This window comes from Arsenicicoccus dermatophilus (assembly GCF_022568795.1).
Taxonomy (GTDB): domain Bacteria; phylum Actinomycetota; class Actinomycetes; order Actinomycetales; family Dermatophilaceae; genus Arsenicicoccus; species Arsenicicoccus dermatophilus.
The window spans coordinates 823,082-836,885 of sequence record NZ_JAKZHU010000001.1; the positions used below are offsets into that span (position 1 = coordinate 823,082).

The following is a 13,804-nucleotide window of genomic DNA, read 5'->3' on the forward strand; positions in this document are numbered from 1 at the left end:
GCACGGCGCGAGGCCCGGTCGCCCCGACTCTCGGGGGGCCGGGCCTCGCCGGTGCAGCAGCGTCAGCGGCGAACGGTCACCGTGGTGCTCGCCGCCGTGGTCTGCCGACCCGTCGCGGAGAGCGTGTGGGCCCCGGTGGGAGCCGTGACGGGCACCGTCACCCTGGTGGTCGCGGTGCCGTCGGCACCGATCTGCGCCATGCCGACGGGGTTGCCGTCCCAGGAGAGGGCGACGATGTCGCCGCGCCTCCAGCCGGAGAGGGTCACCGTGACCTTCTGGCCGGGCTTGCGGACCGCGACGTCCAGCGCGATCGTGCCGGGGGCGTAGCGGTGCAGCGCCGGGACCGTGTCGACGACCTGCGGGTCGTGGTCGGAGCCCTGCGCGGCGAACTCCGCGTTGATGTGCGCGACCTGCAGGCGGGTGTCCGCCGTGAGGTTGGGCGTCACCATGATGTGGTCCAGCGTCTGGCTGATGCCGTTGTAGACGTAGGAGTAGCGCTCGTTCTCGGGAAGCGACCACATCGTGTCCTTGACCACGGTGCCGTCACCGGTCAGAGCCTTGATCGGCGCCGAGAACTGGTAGTCGTTGAAGTCGCCGCCGACGATCACGTTGGCCTGCGGGTCCACGGCCTTGACCTGCTCGACGAAGGTGCGCAGCGACTGGGCCTGCTGGGTGCGCTGCACCTGCGAGGACCGGTTCGGCGGCTGGAAGCGGCCGTTCGCGTCGTCGTCGCCGCCCTTGGAGTTGAAGTGGTTGGCGACGACGACGACCTTGCGGCCCCGGAAGACGAACTCGCCCGCCAGCGGCTTGCGGCTGGACGCCCACGCCGGGTTGGTCGGGTCGACCCGACCGGGGGAGACGGACAGCGCCGGGGTGTCCTCGAGGCCGGGGGTGGTGTCCTTGGTGACCGTCGTGGGCGTCGTGGCCGTGCCACCGGGGCGGGACACGAAGGTCACCCGGGTGGGGTCGTAGAACAGCGCCACCCGGATGTTGCCGCCCGGCTGGCCGCCGTCCTTGCCGTCCTCGGGGTCGACCCAGGCGGCCCGGTAGGCCGGGCCGCCGGCCGCCGTGATCGCGTCGAGGAGCTTGGCGACCGTCTGCGAGGAGTCGACCGTCCCGTCGTTCGCGGCCCCGGAGCTGTCCTGGATCTCCTCCACGGTGATCACGTCGGGGGAGCGCAGGTTGGTGACCACGCCGGCGGCCAGGGTGTCGTACTTCGCCTGCGGGTCGGCGGGGGCGAGGTTCTCCACGTTGTACGTCGCGACGGTGAGCCGGTCGGCGTTCGAGCCGGCGACGACCGTGCGCTCCAGGTGGTTGTCGACGTGACCGCCGAGGCGGGTGGCGGCGATGGTGTAGCCGCCGTACGTGCTCCAGTCGACCGGGCCGGTGGTCTCGCCCTGCAGGACGTCGCCGACGTCGGCCGCGGGGACCTTGCCGTCGACGGGCATGACGAGCATGCGGCCGGTCGGGGTGCGGTCGTCGTCCGCGACGTAGGTGCCACCGCGCGGGGTGCGCAGCTCGTTCGGCTTGGTCTGGACGTAGATCTCGCCGTACTGCGGCTTGCCCGGCCCGACGACGCGGGCGTCCGCGACGGTGACCAGCTCGCCCTCGTGGGCCTCGTACCACTCCAGGGCGGAGCGGTGGACGTCGACGGACGTGATCTCCTCGACGTTGCCGCTCGCGGGCCGGGGGGCGTACCTGTCGGGCATGTCGGCGGGCAGGGTCGCGGCCGCGGGCACCGGGTTGCCGCTGGACAGCACGGTGACGACCGGCTTGGTGATCTCGGTCATCGACAGGCTGGACGTGGTGGCCACGGTCTCGCCGGGGCGCAGCGTGTAGTGGTCCGAGACCACGCCGCTGACCAGCACCGAGTCGCCCACCGTGGCGGTGATGGGGGCCGCGGCGGTGTAGACGAAGAGGCCGGAGGAGGCGTTGGCGCGGGCCGGGTCCTTGGCGGGCTGCTGGATCCAGAAGCCCTTGGTGCGGCCCGTGGCGCGGATCGCGGTGACGACGCCGGGGACGTTGGTGACCGACTGGCCCTTGACCGGCGACAGGAAGCCTGCGCCCTGGACGTCCTGGATGGTCAGCGGGCTGGGCTGCGGCCGGGTGGGCGTCGGGGTGGGCGTGACCGTGGGGGCCTCGGTCGGCGCGGCGGTCGGGGTGCCCGTCGGCGTCGGGGTCGGGGTCGGCCGGGTGGCCACCTCGGCCGGCGTCGGGGCGCCGACGGTGTAGTCCTGGGCGTTGTCCCAGCCGCTCGTCGGCGCCGGCAGGGCGCGGTGGATCGCGCTGCTGCTGGTGGTCGCCGGGGCGGCCGCGACGACGTAGTCGGTCGCCGCGCCCCAGCCCACGTAGTCCACGACGCCGGGGGCGGCGTCGCAGTCGGCGCCGCAGGTCAGCGTCGTGGCGGTGCCGACCAGGGCGACCCGGCCGGTGGTGGCGGACATCGCGATCGTGCCCTGCACGTCGGTGCGCGGCAGCGGGGCGGCGGCGGTGCCGGCGCCCGCGGCCTGCGCGACGACGAAGGTGCTGTGCGGCGCGATGGTGCCGGTGAGGGCGGTGCGCTGCCAGGTGGTGCCGGCCGAGGAGGCGTACTGGATCGACCAGCCGTCCAGGCTCACCGGGGCGTCGGAGGAGTTGTAGAGCTCGACGTAGTCGTTCTTGTAGGGGGCGCCGGAGCTGCCGCCACCGCCGAAGACCTAGGAGATGACGACGGGGCTCGACTCGTCGACGGCGTCGGCGACGGTGGGGACGGCCAGCCCGGCGCCGGCGAGGAGGGCGACGGCGCCGAGGCGGGGAACGGCGCGCAGCGGGATGCGCATGGTGATCTCCTGGGTCGGGGAGGGAGGGGTCCGTGCGGGGCGGTCCGCGGCCTGCCGGAGGCATGGTCGCAGAGCGAACATCGACGTTAGCGATCCGTGACTTTTCGGGAGAGACCGACGTATGACGGTCGCATGACTCCTGGGTGACGATTCGGGGTCGTCCGGTAGCGCTACGCAGTGGTACCCCCACCTGCATGGCCCAGCCCTCCGGCGCGGGTAGGGTGTGCGCCGTGTGGAGGACGACGGCCGCGATCGCGGCAGGCAAGCTCGCGCGCACCGCCAGTCGGCTGCGCGGCGGTGGTAGCGGTGGCTCGGCGCTCCCCGGGCTGGTGGCGGAGCGGATCGACCCAGGCTTCCTGAGGTCGACGCTCGGGGACCTGCCTCGGGGCGTGGTGGTGGTGAGCGGCACCAACGGCAAGACGACGACCACCAAGATGGTGGTCGCCCTGCTGCGGGCCCACGGGCTCACCGTCATCACCAACCCGACAGGGTCCAACTTCACCCGGGGCGTGATCTCCTCGATGCTCCCGGAGATCCCGCTGACCGGCCGGATCAAGGCCGACATCGCGGTCGTGGAGCTCGACGAGGCGCACTCGCTGAAGTTCGCCGAGGTGGTCGCCCCCACCCACGCCCTGCTCCTCAACGTCGCCCGGGACCAGCTCGACCGGTTCGCCGAGATCGACCACACCGCACGCCTGCTCACGCGCCTGGCCGAGCAGACGACCGGCGGCGTGGTCCTCAACCGCGACGACTCCTTCATCTCCCGCATCGACGAGCACGTCGGCCCGGACGTGACGGTCCGGTGGTTCGGCGTCGACCCCTCGATCGCCGACCGGCTGCCCGAGCTGCAGGAGGCCGACGTCCGCTTCGAGGAGGCCGACGAGGTGCCCCCGGCCGGCCCCTCCGACGGGCTGCTCAAGCCGATCGACGACCACCACTTCACGGTCGTCTTCGGCGACGGGCACGACGTGGGGCCGGTCAGCCTGCGTCAGCGGGGCCTGGCCGCCATGATCAACGCCACGGCCGCGACCTCGATGGTCCGCCTGGTCCTGGGGGACGACTTCCGGCATGCCGTCGCCGCCGAGGCGCTCGCCAAGGTCACCCCGCCGTTCGGCCGCGGGGAGGTCGTCGACGTGGACGGGCAGCCGCTCGAGCTGGTCCTCGTCAAGAACCCCGCCGGCTTCACGGTCGCGCTCGGCACCTACGGCACGACGCCGGTCGCCTCGATGGTCGCGATCAACGACAACTACGCCGACGGCCAGGACGTCTCGTGGCTGTACGACGTGAGCTTCGAGTCGCTGCGCGAGCACGGCGTCGCGGTCACCAGCGGCGTCCGGGCCTACGACATGGCCCTGCGGCTGAGGTACGACGACGTTCGCGTCGACTCCGTCGAGCCCGACCTGGAGCGCGCGCTGGACGTCTTCCTCGCCGACCACGCGGACGAGCCCAAGCGGATCTTCTGCACCTACACCGCCATGATGACGCTGCGCCGGATGCTGGCCCAGCGCTACGACCTGCCCGACTTCGGCGAGGAGGCCACGGCCTGATGTCCAAGGGACGGATCACGCTGGTCCACCTCTACCCCCGCGAGATGAGCATCTACGGCGATCTCGGCAACACCCGGGCGCTCGCGAGCCGACTGCGCTGGCACGGTTACGAGACCGAGGTCGTCGGGCACGCTCCCGGCGATCCCTGGCGCGACGACGTGCACCTGGTCATGGGCGGCGGCGGGCAGGACTCCGGTCAGGCCCGCGTCGAGGACGACCTGGCCCGCATCGGCGACTCGCTCAAGGCGCTCGCCGCCGACGGCTGCCCCATGCTCGCCATCTGCGGGATGTACCAGCTCTTCGGCAATGCCTTCATCACCGTCGACGGCCAGCGGCTGCCGGGCCTCGGCATCCTGGACGTCACCACGACGGGCAAGGACACCCGGATGATCGGCGGGATCGTCCTGGACACCGACCTGGGCGAGGTCGTGGGCTTCGAGAACCACTCGGGCGCCACGATCCTCGGGCCCGGGCAGGCGCCCTTCGGCCGGGTCCTCGCCGGCCGCGGCAACAACGGCGAGGACGGCACCGAGGGCGCGCGCACCCGCAACGTCATCGGGACCTACCTGCACGGGCCGCTCCTGCCGGCCAACCCGGCGGTGGCCGACGGGCTGATCAAGGCGGCCGTGGAGCGGGCACTCGGCCGAGACTTCGAGCCGGGCGAGATCGACGACGCGTATGCCGAGCACGCGCGGACCCGCCAGGCCCGGCGCCTCAAGGCCGCTGCGGCCAGGAGGTAGCCCGACCGGGCGCCGGCGGGCAGGGCGCGGCGGTCGGTCAGCTCCCGGCGAGCCGGGCACGCCGCCGCGCGTAGCAACCGCGCGACGCCCACCAGGCGAGCCCGCCCAGCGCCCCCAGCGGCAGCTCCATCAGGTGGGTGTAGATCGTGAACAGCACGATCCCGGCGGCGGCCTCGGCGTGCGGCGCGCCGAAGCCCACGAGCGCGATGGCGGTGCCGGCCTCGGTGACCCCGACGCCGCCGGGCGTGACCCCGACCGCGGTCAGCAGCCGGCCGACGGCGAAGGCCACGAACAGCTGCCCGAGTGACAGGTGCACGGAGGTCGCCTGCAGGCACAGCACGAAGAGCGCGTACTGCAGCGCGAAGAAGCCCAGCAGCCCCAGCGTCATCGGCACCCACCCCGACTCCACCACGAGGCCGATACGAGAGCGCAGGTCGTGGACCAGGTCGGCGACCCCCGTCGTCGGCCGCCGGGTGATCCGCCGCACCACCGGCCCGACGATCCCGTCGAGCGCCCGGCCGGTCGCCTGGGCCACCCGCTCCGAGGTGACGGTCGCCACGAACCAGCCGAGCAGCGCCAGCCCGACCCCCGCGCCGACGGCGGCGCCGCGGGCGACGCCGGGCGGCAACGGCTCGTCGCCCAGCAGCAGCACCAGGACACCGAGGACGGGCAGGGTCATCCGCCCCACGACGTTCCACACCCCGGTGACGATCAGGGAGGTGGAGATCTCGCGACCCTCGAAGCCCCAGGAGCGATACATGGCGTAGGTCGCCGCCGCGCCCATCGCCCCGCCGCCCGGCAGCAGGTTGCCGGCCGCGGACCCCGCGACGTTGACCATCAGCGCCTGCCCGTGGGTGAGCCCGGCGAGCGAACCGGTGAGGGTGAAGGTGTAGCTCCACAACGCCGTCAGGGTCAGCACGAGCAGGCCGATCGTGTTGGCCCAGCTGAGGGTCCGCAGCTGGGCCCACAGGTCGGCCCAGGTGGTCTGCGCGAAGTGCGGCAGCCCCCAGACGAGCAGGACCACGGCGAGGCCGATCCCGACGGCTGCCTGCAGCGCGGTCTGCCACCAGGGGGCGCGCCGGGTGGGGCCCGGCGGCGTGCTCAGGGCAACCCCTCGAAGACGTCGGTGGCGACGGGCGCGCCGGCCGGCCGGGCCGGGTCGACATACCACTCGCGGCCGAAGACCCAGTCGTAGACCGGGCGCGGGATGCGCAGGAAGGCCGCCAGCGTGCGCTCGGCGCCGTCGGAGGCGGCCTGCGAGGCGTGGGCGCGCATCGACGCGCGCTTGGCCGCGACGAAGGGCCGCACCGAGATCCGGTGGGTGATGTCGGCGCTCGCGCTGTAGGCCCGGTCGAAGGAGGCGCGGTCGAAGTACGACGGGAAGGTGTAGAACGTCGACACCACGTCGAGGGCCCGGCACAGCAGGTCGCGGGGGGCGGTCGCCTGCAGCACGCGCGGCGTCCCGGCCAGCTCGGCCGCGCGGGCACCGACGTGGTGGACCTGGACGTGGTCACGGTGGCCGTAGCCGCCGTTGGCGTCGTACGTCAGCAGGACGTCCACGGACTCCTCGCGCAGGATCCGGGCGAGCCGCCCGGCCGCCTCGTCGACGTCCGCGGCCGCGAACCGCTCGAGCCCGGGTGCGGGCGGGGCGATCTCGGGGCCGGAGCCGCTGTCGGCGTAGCCGAGCCACTCGACCCGCGCCACGTGCAGCGCGCGGCAGGACTCCAGCAGCTCCTGCAGCCGGTGGTGGCCGAGGGGTGCCGCGTCGGGCCGGCGGTAGTCCGCGGAGGTGAGGCCGAGGTCGCCGTCGGTGGCGGTGACCACGATCACCCGGTGCCCCTCGGCGGCGGCGCGGGCGAGCGTGCCGGAGGTGAGCAGGGCCTCGTCGTCGGGGTGGGCGTGGAAGGCGCAGAGTGTGTATGGCATCGGGTCCATCCTGTCTCATGTCAGGCTGGGAGGGTGAGAGTCGCCGTGCTGTCGGACTGCTACCTGCCCCGCCTGGGCGGGATCGAGGTGCAGGTCCACGACCTCGCGGAGCAGCTGGTGCGCCGCGGGCACGAGGTGACGGTTCTCACCGCGACACCGGGGCGGCAGGGGGAGCGGCACGGGGCCGTGGAGGTCGTCGACGGGGTGCCGGTGCACCACCTGGCGCTGCGGCTGCCGGGCGACCTGCCGGTCAACCCCTTCGCCGGGTCGATGCTGCGGGAGCGGCTGCGTGACGGCGGCTTCGACGTGGCCCACGCCCACCTGGGCGTGGTGAGCCCCTTCGGGCGGCTGGCGGTCGACGCGGCGCTCGCGGCGGGGCTGCCCACGGCGATCACCTGGCACTGCGCGCTCGACGCGATGGCCCCCCTGCTGCGGCGCGCCGGGACGGTGCGGCGCTGGTCCGAGCAGGGTGCGGCGCTGTCGGCCGTGAGCCGGATGGCGGCGGCCCAGGTCGCCAGGGCCGCGGCCGAGGCACCGGTGTCGGTGCTGCCCAACGGGATCGACGTGCCCCGCTGGTCCCCGCCCGGGGGTCGTCCGACCCCGGAAGGGACGCCGCTCACCCTGGTCACCGCGATGCGCCTGGCGCGGCGCAAGCGACCGCTGCCGCTGCTGCGCGCCGCGCGCGAGGTGGAGCGGCGGTTGCGTGGCGGCGGGGGCCGACCGGCGGAGGTCGACTGGCGGCTGGACGTCTACGGCGAGGGACCGCAGCGGGCGCTGCTCGAGGCCTACCTGCGCCGGGAGGGACTGACCCACCGGGTGCGGCTGCGCGGCCGGGTGCCGCGGCCGGAGCTGCTCGCCGCCTGTCGCTCGGCGGCCGCCTATGTCTCGCCCGCGCGGCTGGAGGCCTTCGGGATCGCCGCCCTGGAGGCCCGCACCGCCGGTCTGCCGGTGCTCGCCGTCCAGGGCAGCGGGGTCACCGACTTCGTCGAGCACGGCCGGTCCGGGCTGATCGCGTCGGACGACGCGCAGATGTCGGACCACATGCATACCATCCTGACGGATCCCGTTGTGCGGCAAGCCATCCGAATGCACAATGCCGAGACCCCGCCTGCTCAGGCGTGGCCTTCGGTCCTGGATCTGGTGGAGAGGGAGCTCGCTCGTGCCGGCGAGCTGCGCAGCATGCTCAGGGGGACCCCATGACCGACCGGCTCCAGACCGACGCCTACGGGCGGGTGGTCCGCAACGGGCGGGTGCTCGACGCCCCCGTCCACGTCGACGGCTACGACCGCGACGGGCGCCGCCAGGTCGCGGAGGACCTTCCGCACGGCGTCTCGCCGGACGACCTGCTGCGCAGCCACGGCTGGGACCCGGTGCGTCCCGTCGCGGCCGAGCGGGACCTGGGCGACCCGCACGGGATCGTCCTGACGTATGTCGTGGACCGGCGCGAGGACGGCCCGCTCCCGCTGACCTGGTCCCCGGTCGCCGTGGACGAGGGGATCGTCCTGGACCCCGCCCGGCCGCCCCTCGTGCGCACCCGCGTCGCGGCCTACGCCGTCGTCCACGGCCCCCGCGGCGTCCTGCTCACCGTCAACTCCGAGCGCACCAACGCCCACGGCACCTACGGCCTGCCGGGCGGCGGCGTCGAGCCGGGGGAGGACCCCGAGGCCGCCGTCGTCCGCGAGGTGTGGGAGGAGACCGGGCAGGACATCTACCGCCCCCGCCTCGTCGCCGTGCTCAGCCAGCACTGGATCGGTCTGTCCCCCAAGGGGATCCTGGAGGACTTCCAGGCGGTGCGACTCGTCTACGGCGCCGAGCTGCAGCGCACCCAGGACCTCGTGGTGCACGACACGGGTGGGACCACCGAGGCCGCGGAGTGGGTGCCGCACGCCCGCCTGTCCGCGATCCCCCTGGCCCCGGCCTGGGCGGGGGTGCGCGATCACCTCGGGGACGAGACCGACCGGCCCGCCTAGCGGGTCCGCCGCGCGATCCCCGCCGCCCCGACGACGAGCAGCACCAGCCCCACGCCGACCGCGACCCAGGGGCCCCACCGCCCCACGTCCACCTGCACCCGGGCCAGCTCGCCCGCGAGCACCCCGGCCGCGAGCGCCAGCCCGAGCAGGCCCACCACGAGGGCGGGGGCGCAAGGACCACGGGGGCGCTGCTCGCCATACCTGCTGCTGCTCATCGGGTGACCTCCTCGATCGTCGTCTCCCCGAGGCCCACGTGAGCCACGAGGTCCAGCACCGGCCGGCCCCGGCCGATCACCGTCTCGCCGCTGCCGACGGCGGTGACCTCGCCGCCCGCGCGGCGCACCCTCAGGTCGCCGAGCCCCACGTCGCCACGCACCCGCACCGTCAACCCCTGCGGGACCCGCACCACCAGGTCGCCCAGGCCGACGTCGGTGGTGATGCTGCGCCCGGAGACCTGCTCGGGATCCAGGTGGGTCAGGTCCAGGACGCCGTCGCCGGCGGCGACGTGGTACTCCTCCCCGCCGCGCAGCTCGGTGGGTACCCAGCTCATGTCGTGGGTCGCGGAGCCCAGCTGGACCCCGCCCCACCACCCGTCGACGCTGCGAGTGGTCCCGGCCCCCGCCGTCAGCCCGAGCGACAGGAGCACGACGACGACCGTCGTCAGGCCGCCCCGGCGCCCGGCGAGGCCGATGACGACGAGGAAGGTCGCGCACAGCCCCAGGGCCGTCGCCGTCGCCACCTGCGCCGGGTGCTCCAGGTGCACCCGGCCCACGCTCTGGGCGCCGAGCACCCCGCCGCCGCCGATCACGGCCAGACCCAGCGTGGCGAGCGCACCGGGCCGGCCGAGCGAGGGGCGTCGGGCCCGGGCCCGGGCCGGGACGGCGACCGGCTCCGGCGACGCCGGGGCGGCCGTCGACCGCGTCGAGCTGCTCGCCCCGCTGGACTCGGTCGACCCGGCCGGGACGGACGGCCGACCTCGGCCCGTCCGTCGCCACCACCACCAGGCCCCGGCCGCGGCCACGGCGCTCCAGGTGAGCGCCAGGGCCAGGCCCCGGGCATCGACCTGCGCCCCGCCCCCCAGGTCCCCGACGTGGTCCAGCACCAGCAGCCCGGTGAGGACGAGCAGGATCACCGAGTCGCCGTCGCCGTGGCGGACGGCCTTCTCCAGCGGGATCTGCTGGGCGGTGTCGGCCATCAGGCTGAAGGCCAGGAAGTACGCCGGCACCCCGACGCCCCCCATGGCCAGCGTCAGGCCCCAGGCGATGCGCACGACCACCGGGTCGACGCCGAGGGCGTCGGCCACGCCCGCGCACACCCCGGCGACCCAGCGATCGGTGAGGCGGCGGCGGATCCCGGTCGCGCGCACCCGCTCGCAGAAGCGGTCGAGGCCGTCCGTCGGCCGAGGGCCCGGGGACTGGGTCTGCGTCATACCGCCAGCGTGGCCGACGCCAGGACCTCCGGGCCATGAGGGTCGCCCCTGACCCGGCCCTGACCCATCCCCGGACCCCCGCCGGTGCCCTCGCCCCGGGGTCCGGGGATGGGTGAGGATGGACGCGTGCCCCCGTCCTACGAGCAGGCCACGCCGCCCGCCGCCGCCTCCCCGCAGCTGCTGCGTCCGGTCGACGACGGCTGGGTCGCGGGCGTCTGCGCGGGGCTGGGCGAGCACCTGGGGGTGCGGGCCGTGCTGGTCCGGGTCGGGATGGTGCTGCTCACCGTCGGCGGCATGGGCCTGGGGATTCTCGTCTACCTCGCGGTGTGGGCGCTCACCCCGCAACGGCTCGGCCCCGCCGAGGGGCGGCGCGCGGCTCCGACCGTCACGGGCGGGCGTGCCGCAGCCCCACGCCGGCCTCGGTTGCCTCGCAGCGGGCTGCTGCACGACGAGGCGGTCCTCACCCTGCTCCTGGGGCTGGTGCTGGTCGTGGGCGGGGGAGCGGTGCTCCTCCACCAGGGTGGCGTCGACCTGCGGCTCGGCGTGACCGCACCGCTGGCCCTGGTCGCCGGCGGTGCCATCGTGGTGTGGACCCAGCTCGACCGCAGCGAGCGCGAGCGCTTCCTGCAGCAGTCGTCCGGGGAGTCCCGGGCGGGCCTGGCGCGGGTGCTGACCGGGGTGCTGATGACCACCGCCGGGGTGGTGGTCCTCGCCGCGCGCGCCCAGGGGATCGGCGGCCTCGGCGACGCCGCCCTGTCCGCCGCCGCCGTCCTCGTCGGGCTGGTCGTCATCCTCGCGCCCTGGGGGATGCGCCTGTGGCAGCGGCTGCGCGCCGAGCAGGCCGCGGCGGTGCGTGCCACCGAGCGCGCGGACATCGCCGCCCACCTGCACGACTCGGTCCTGCAGACGCTCGCGCTGATCCAGCGGCAGGCCGAGGACCCGGTGGCCGTCCAGCGGCTCGCCCGGGCCCAGGAGCGCGAGCTGCGCTCCTGGCTGTATGGCGGCGGCGACGCCGCACCGACCACCCTGGCGGCCGCGGCCCGGGGAGTGGTCCACGACGTGGAGGACCGGCACGGGGTGCCCGTCGACCTGGTCGTCACGGGTGACGTGGACCTCGACGACGACGTCGCCGCGCTGGTGCGGGCGTTGGGCGAGGCGCTGACCAACGCCGCCCGCCACGGCGTCCCGCCCGTGTCGGCCTACGTCGAGGCGGGTCCGCTGGGGGTCGAGGCCTTCGTCCGGGACCACGGTGACGGCTTCGACCCGGACGAGGTCCCCGAGGACCGGCTGGGGGTGCGTCGCTCGATCGTGGGCCGGATGCAGCGGCACGGGGGTTCCGCCCGGATCCGCCGCCGCGAGCCGGGCACCGAGGTCGAGCTCGTGCTGCCGCCGTACGCCGAACGTCTGCACGTCCCTGCTGATCCCGCCCATCCTCCGGAGGACCGATGACCACGCCCACCAGCCCGATCCGCCTCGTCCTGGTCGACGACCACCGGATGTTCCGCGCCGGGGTGCGCACCGAGCTGGACGACACCCTGCCGGTGGTGGGGGAGGCCGGTGACGTCGAGTCCGCCGTCGCCGTCATCAAGGCCGAGCGGCCGGACGTGGTGCTGCTCGACGTCCACCTGCCGGGCGGGGACGGGCGCGGCGGCACCGACGTGCTGCTCGGCTGCATGGGGCTGACGACGGCGGCGGGGGCGCCGGTGCGCTTCCTCGCCCTGTCGGTGTCCGACGCCGCCGAGGACGTGATCTCGGTGATCCGGGCCGGGGCGCGCGGCTACGTCACCAAGACCATCAGCGGCCACGACCTGGTCGCGGCGATCCGCCGGGTGGCCGAGGGGGACGCGGTCTTCAGCCCCCGGCTCGCGGGCTTCGTGCTGGACGCCTTTGGGGCCGCGGCCGGGGAGATCGCCGAGGTCGACGAGGAGCTGGACCGGCTCTCGGCCCGCGAGCGCGAGGTGATGCGTCTCATCGCCCGGGGCTATCAGTACAAGGAGGTCGCCAAGGAGCTCTTCATCTCGGTGAAGACCGTGGAGACCCACGTGTCCAGCGTGCTCCGCAAGCTCCAGCTGTCCAGCCGGCACGAGCTCACGGCCTGGGCGATGAACCGTCATCTCCTGTAGCAGCTCAGTCGGCGTGGCGGGACGCACCCTGGCACCGACGTCGGCCGAGAGGCCGATCGGTCAGGGCAGCGCGAGCCGGAAGATCGTCCGCCAGGTCTGGCCGATCTGCCGGTGCAGCGGGCCCTCGACGTAGGGCAGCCGGTAGCGCTCGCACAGGTCGCGCACGACGACGGCGATCTCGGCGTAGCGGTTGCTGGGCAGGTCAGGGAACAGGTGGTGCTCGATCTGGTGGGACAGGTTCCCGGTCATGAAGTGCATCAGCCGCCCGCCGGAGATGTTGCAGGAGCCGATCATCTGGCGGATGTACCAGTCGCCGCGGGTCTCGCCCTCGATCATGTCCTCGGTGAAGAACTCGACGCCGTCGGGGAAGTGCCCGCAGAAGATCACGGTGTGCGCCCACAGGTTGCGGATCGAGTTGGCGGCGAAGGTCCCCGCCAGGGCGGCCTTGCCGGAGCCGGTCAGCGAGGCGACCAGCGGGGTCGCGACGTAGTCCTTGGCGAACTGCCGGCCTGCCTTGACCCCGAGGGCCCGCACGTCGGCGGCCCACTCCTCGCGGGGCTTCTCGCCCGACCTCATCTTGACCGTCTCGATGTCGTAGAGCGCGATGCCCCACTCGAAGAACGGCGCCAGCACCATGTTGAAGACCGGGTTGAGCAGGTTGTGCGGCTTCCACGGCTGGTCCGGGCTGACCCGCAGCAGGTCGTAGCCCACGTCGGAGTCCTTGCCGATGACATTGGTCCAGGTGTGGTGCAGGTCGTTGTGGGTGTGCTTCCAGCCCTTGGCCGGCGCCACGAAGTCCCACTCCCACGTGGAGGAGTGGATGTCCGGGTCGCGCATCCAGTCCCACTGGCCGTGGATGACGTTGTGGCCGATCTCCATGTTCTCGATGATCTTGGCGGTGGCCATCAGGCCGGTGCCGAGCACCCAGGCGGCCTTGTGGCGGCCGGCGAGCACCAGCGTGGCGCGGCCGGCGAGCTCCATGGTGCGGTGCAGGCGGATGGCCCGGCGGATGTATGCCGCATCGGCGGCGCCGCGGCTGGCGACGATCCGCGCGCGCAGTTCGTCGAGCTCGGCCCCGAGGGCGGCCACGTCCTCGTCGCTGAGGTGGGCGGCGTGCTCGGGCCGACGCCGGGGACCGCCGTCGGACGCGAGACCGGGCACGCGGGGCTGGACCGCGTCGGCGGCGCTGTCCGCCGGCCGCTGCTCGTCGTCGGGGTTGACGGCGGGTCGCTGGGCAAGGGTGGTCATGG

13 protein-coding genes and 1 pseudogene are annotated in these 13,804 nt (G+C 74.2%); 6 read left to right on the forward strand and 8 right to left on the reverse strand.

All coding sequences use genetic code 11. From position 1 onward, the window contains the following. Nucleotides 1–62: 62 nt before the first annotated feature. The 3 genes and pseudogenes from MM438_RS16640 to MM438_RS16185 all read right to left on the reverse strand — a co-directional run bounded on the left by MM438_RS16640 (nt 63) and on the right by MM438_RS16185 (nt 2,819). A complete protein-coding gene (locus MM438_RS16640; protein WP_338155557.1) occupies nt 63–2,444 on the reverse strand; it encodes an endonuclease/exonuclease/phosphatase family protein in 2,382 nt (793 codons plus the stop codon). Nucleotides 2,445–2,483: 39 nt separating this feature from the next. Continuing rightward, nucleotides 2,484–2,657: pseudogene (locus MM438_RS16180) on the reverse strand (lamin tail domain-containing protein); the annotation flags it as partial. 39 nt (nt 2,658–2,696) lie between these two features. Then, a complete protein-coding gene (locus MM438_RS16185) occupies nt 2,697–2,819 on the reverse strand; it encodes a hypothetical protein (protein WP_277627914.1) in 123 nt (40 codons plus the stop codon). Between the two features lie 230 nt (nt 2,820–3,049). Between MM438_RS16185 and MM438_RS03945 the strand changes: the two genes are divergently transcribed. Both MM438_RS03945 and MM438_RS03950 read left to right on the forward strand, forming a co-directional pair. Further along, nucleotides 3,050–4,366, forward strand: a complete 1,317-nt coding sequence (locus MM438_RS03945; RefSeq protein WP_241451226.1) for a MurT ligase domain-containing protein — start codon at nt 3,050–3,052, stop codon at nt 4,364–4,366. Continuing rightward, nucleotides 4,366–5,106, forward strand: a complete 741-nt coding sequence (locus tag MM438_RS03950; RefSeq protein WP_241451227.1) for a type 1 glutamine amidotransferase — start codon at nt 4,366–4,368, stop codon at nt 5,104–5,106. Before MM438_RS03945 ends, MM438_RS03950 begins: the two co-directional genes overlap by 1 nt. 37 nt (nt 5,107–5,143) lie before the next feature. On the opposite strand, the gene MM438_RS03955 is transcribed toward MM438_RS03950, so the two are convergent. Next, complete coding sequence (locus tag MM438_RS03955) at nt 5,144–6,277, reverse strand: lysylphosphatidylglycerol synthase domain-containing protein (protein WP_407568275.1); 1,134 nt, start codon at nt 6,275–6,277, stop codon at nt 5,144–5,146. Further along, on the reverse strand, nt 6,208–7,032 hold the full coding sequence (locus MM438_RS03960; RefSeq protein WP_241451229.1) for a PIG-L family deacetylase: 825 nt from the start codon (nt 7,030–7,032) through the stop codon (nt 6,208–6,210). The genes MM438_RS03955 and MM438_RS03960 overlap by 70 nt, the downstream gene beginning before the upstream one ends. Nucleotides 7,033–7,065: 33 nt before the next feature. Between MM438_RS03960 and MM438_RS03965 the strand changes: the two genes are divergently transcribed. Together MM438_RS03965 and MM438_RS03970 are read left to right on the forward strand one after the other, a co-directional pair. Further along, entirely contained in the window at nt 7,066–8,232 is a 1,167-nt protein-coding gene (locus MM438_RS03965; protein ID WP_241451230.1) for a glycosyltransferase family 4 protein, read from the forward strand. Next, a complete protein-coding gene (locus MM438_RS03970) occupies nt 8,229–9,002 on the forward strand; it encodes an NUDIX hydrolase (RefSeq protein ID WP_241451231.1) in 774 nt (257 codons plus the stop codon). The genes MM438_RS03965 and MM438_RS03970 overlap by 4 nt, the downstream gene beginning before the upstream one ends. On the opposite strand, the gene MM438_RS03975 is transcribed toward MM438_RS03970, so the two are convergent. Together MM438_RS03975 and MM438_RS03980 are read right to left on the reverse strand one after the other, a co-directional pair. Continuing rightward, nucleotides 8,999–9,217, reverse strand: a complete 219-nt coding sequence (locus MM438_RS03975) for a hypothetical protein (protein WP_241451232.1) — start codon at nt 9,215–9,217, stop codon at nt 8,999–9,001. The two genes, MM438_RS03970 and MM438_RS03975, sit on opposite strands and share 4 nt — an antisense overlap. Beyond that, a complete protein-coding gene (locus tag MM438_RS03980) occupies nt 9,214–10,431 on the reverse strand; it encodes a PspC domain-containing protein (protein WP_241451233.1) in 1,218 nt (405 codons plus the stop codon). Before MM438_RS03980 ends, MM438_RS03975 begins: the two co-directional genes overlap by 4 nt. 126 nt (nt 10,432–10,557) lie before the next feature. Here MM438_RS03980 and MM438_RS03985 point away from each other — a divergent pair, with 126 nt between their 5' ends. Beyond that, nucleotides 10,558–11,880, forward strand: coding sequence for an ATP-binding protein (locus MM438_RS03985; RefSeq protein WP_241451234.1), 1,323 nt, complete (start codon nt 10,558–10,560; stop codon nt 11,878–11,880). After that, complete coding sequence (locus MM438_RS03990; protein WP_241451235.1) at nt 11,877–12,554, forward strand: LuxR C-terminal-related transcriptional regulator; 678 nt, start codon at nt 11,877–11,879, stop codon at nt 12,552–12,554. Before MM438_RS03985 ends, MM438_RS03990 begins: the two co-directional genes overlap by 4 nt. Before the next feature lie 60 nt (nt 12,555–12,614). Here the strand turns inward: MM438_RS03990 and MM438_RS03995 are convergent, their stop codons facing one another. Continuing rightward, a complete protein-coding gene (locus tag MM438_RS03995; protein WP_241451236.1) occupies nt 12,615–13,802 on the reverse strand; it encodes a fatty acid desaturase family protein in 1,188 nt (395 codons plus the stop codon). Between the last annotated feature and the right edge of the window lie 2 nt (nt 13,803–13,804).

Excerpts from the sequence above, each read along its gene's own strand:
- MM438_RS16640 (WP_338155557.1), bottom strand. The coding sequence starts at position 2,444 with ATGTCCGCCACCACCGGCCGGGTCGCCCTGGTCGGCACCGCCACGACG.
- MM438_RS16185 (WP_277627914.1), bottom strand. The coding sequence starts at position 2,819 with ATGCGCATCCCGCTGCGCGCCGTTCCCCGCCTCGGCGCCGTCGCCCTC.
- MM438_RS03950 (WP_241451227.1), top strand. The coding sequence starts at position 4,366 with ATGTCCAAGGGACGGATCACGCTGGTCCACCTCTACCCCCGCGAGATG.
- MM438_RS03960 (WP_241451229.1), bottom strand. The coding sequence starts at position 7,032 with ATGCCATACACACTCTGCGCCTTCCACGCCCACCCCGACGACGAGGCC.
- MM438_RS03970 (WP_241451231.1), top strand. The coding sequence starts at position 8,229 with ATGACCGACCGGCTCCAGACCGACGCCTACGGGCGGGTGGTCCGCAAC.
- MM438_RS03975 (WP_241451232.1), bottom strand. The coding sequence starts at position 9,217 with ATGAGCAGCAGCAGGTATGGCGAGCAGCGCCCCCGTGGTCCTTGCGCC.
- MM438_RS03980 (WP_241451233.1), bottom strand. The coding sequence starts at position 10,431 with ATGACGCAGACCCAGTCCCCGGGCCCTCGGCCGACGGACGGCCTCGAC.
- MM438_RS03990 (WP_241451235.1), top strand. The coding sequence starts at position 11,877 with ATGACCACGCCCACCAGCCCGATCCGCCTCGTCCTGGTCGACGACCAC.
- MM438_RS03995 (WP_241451236.1), bottom strand. The coding sequence starts at position 13,802 with ATGACCACCCTTGCCCAGCGACCCGCCGTCAACCCCGACGACGAGCAG.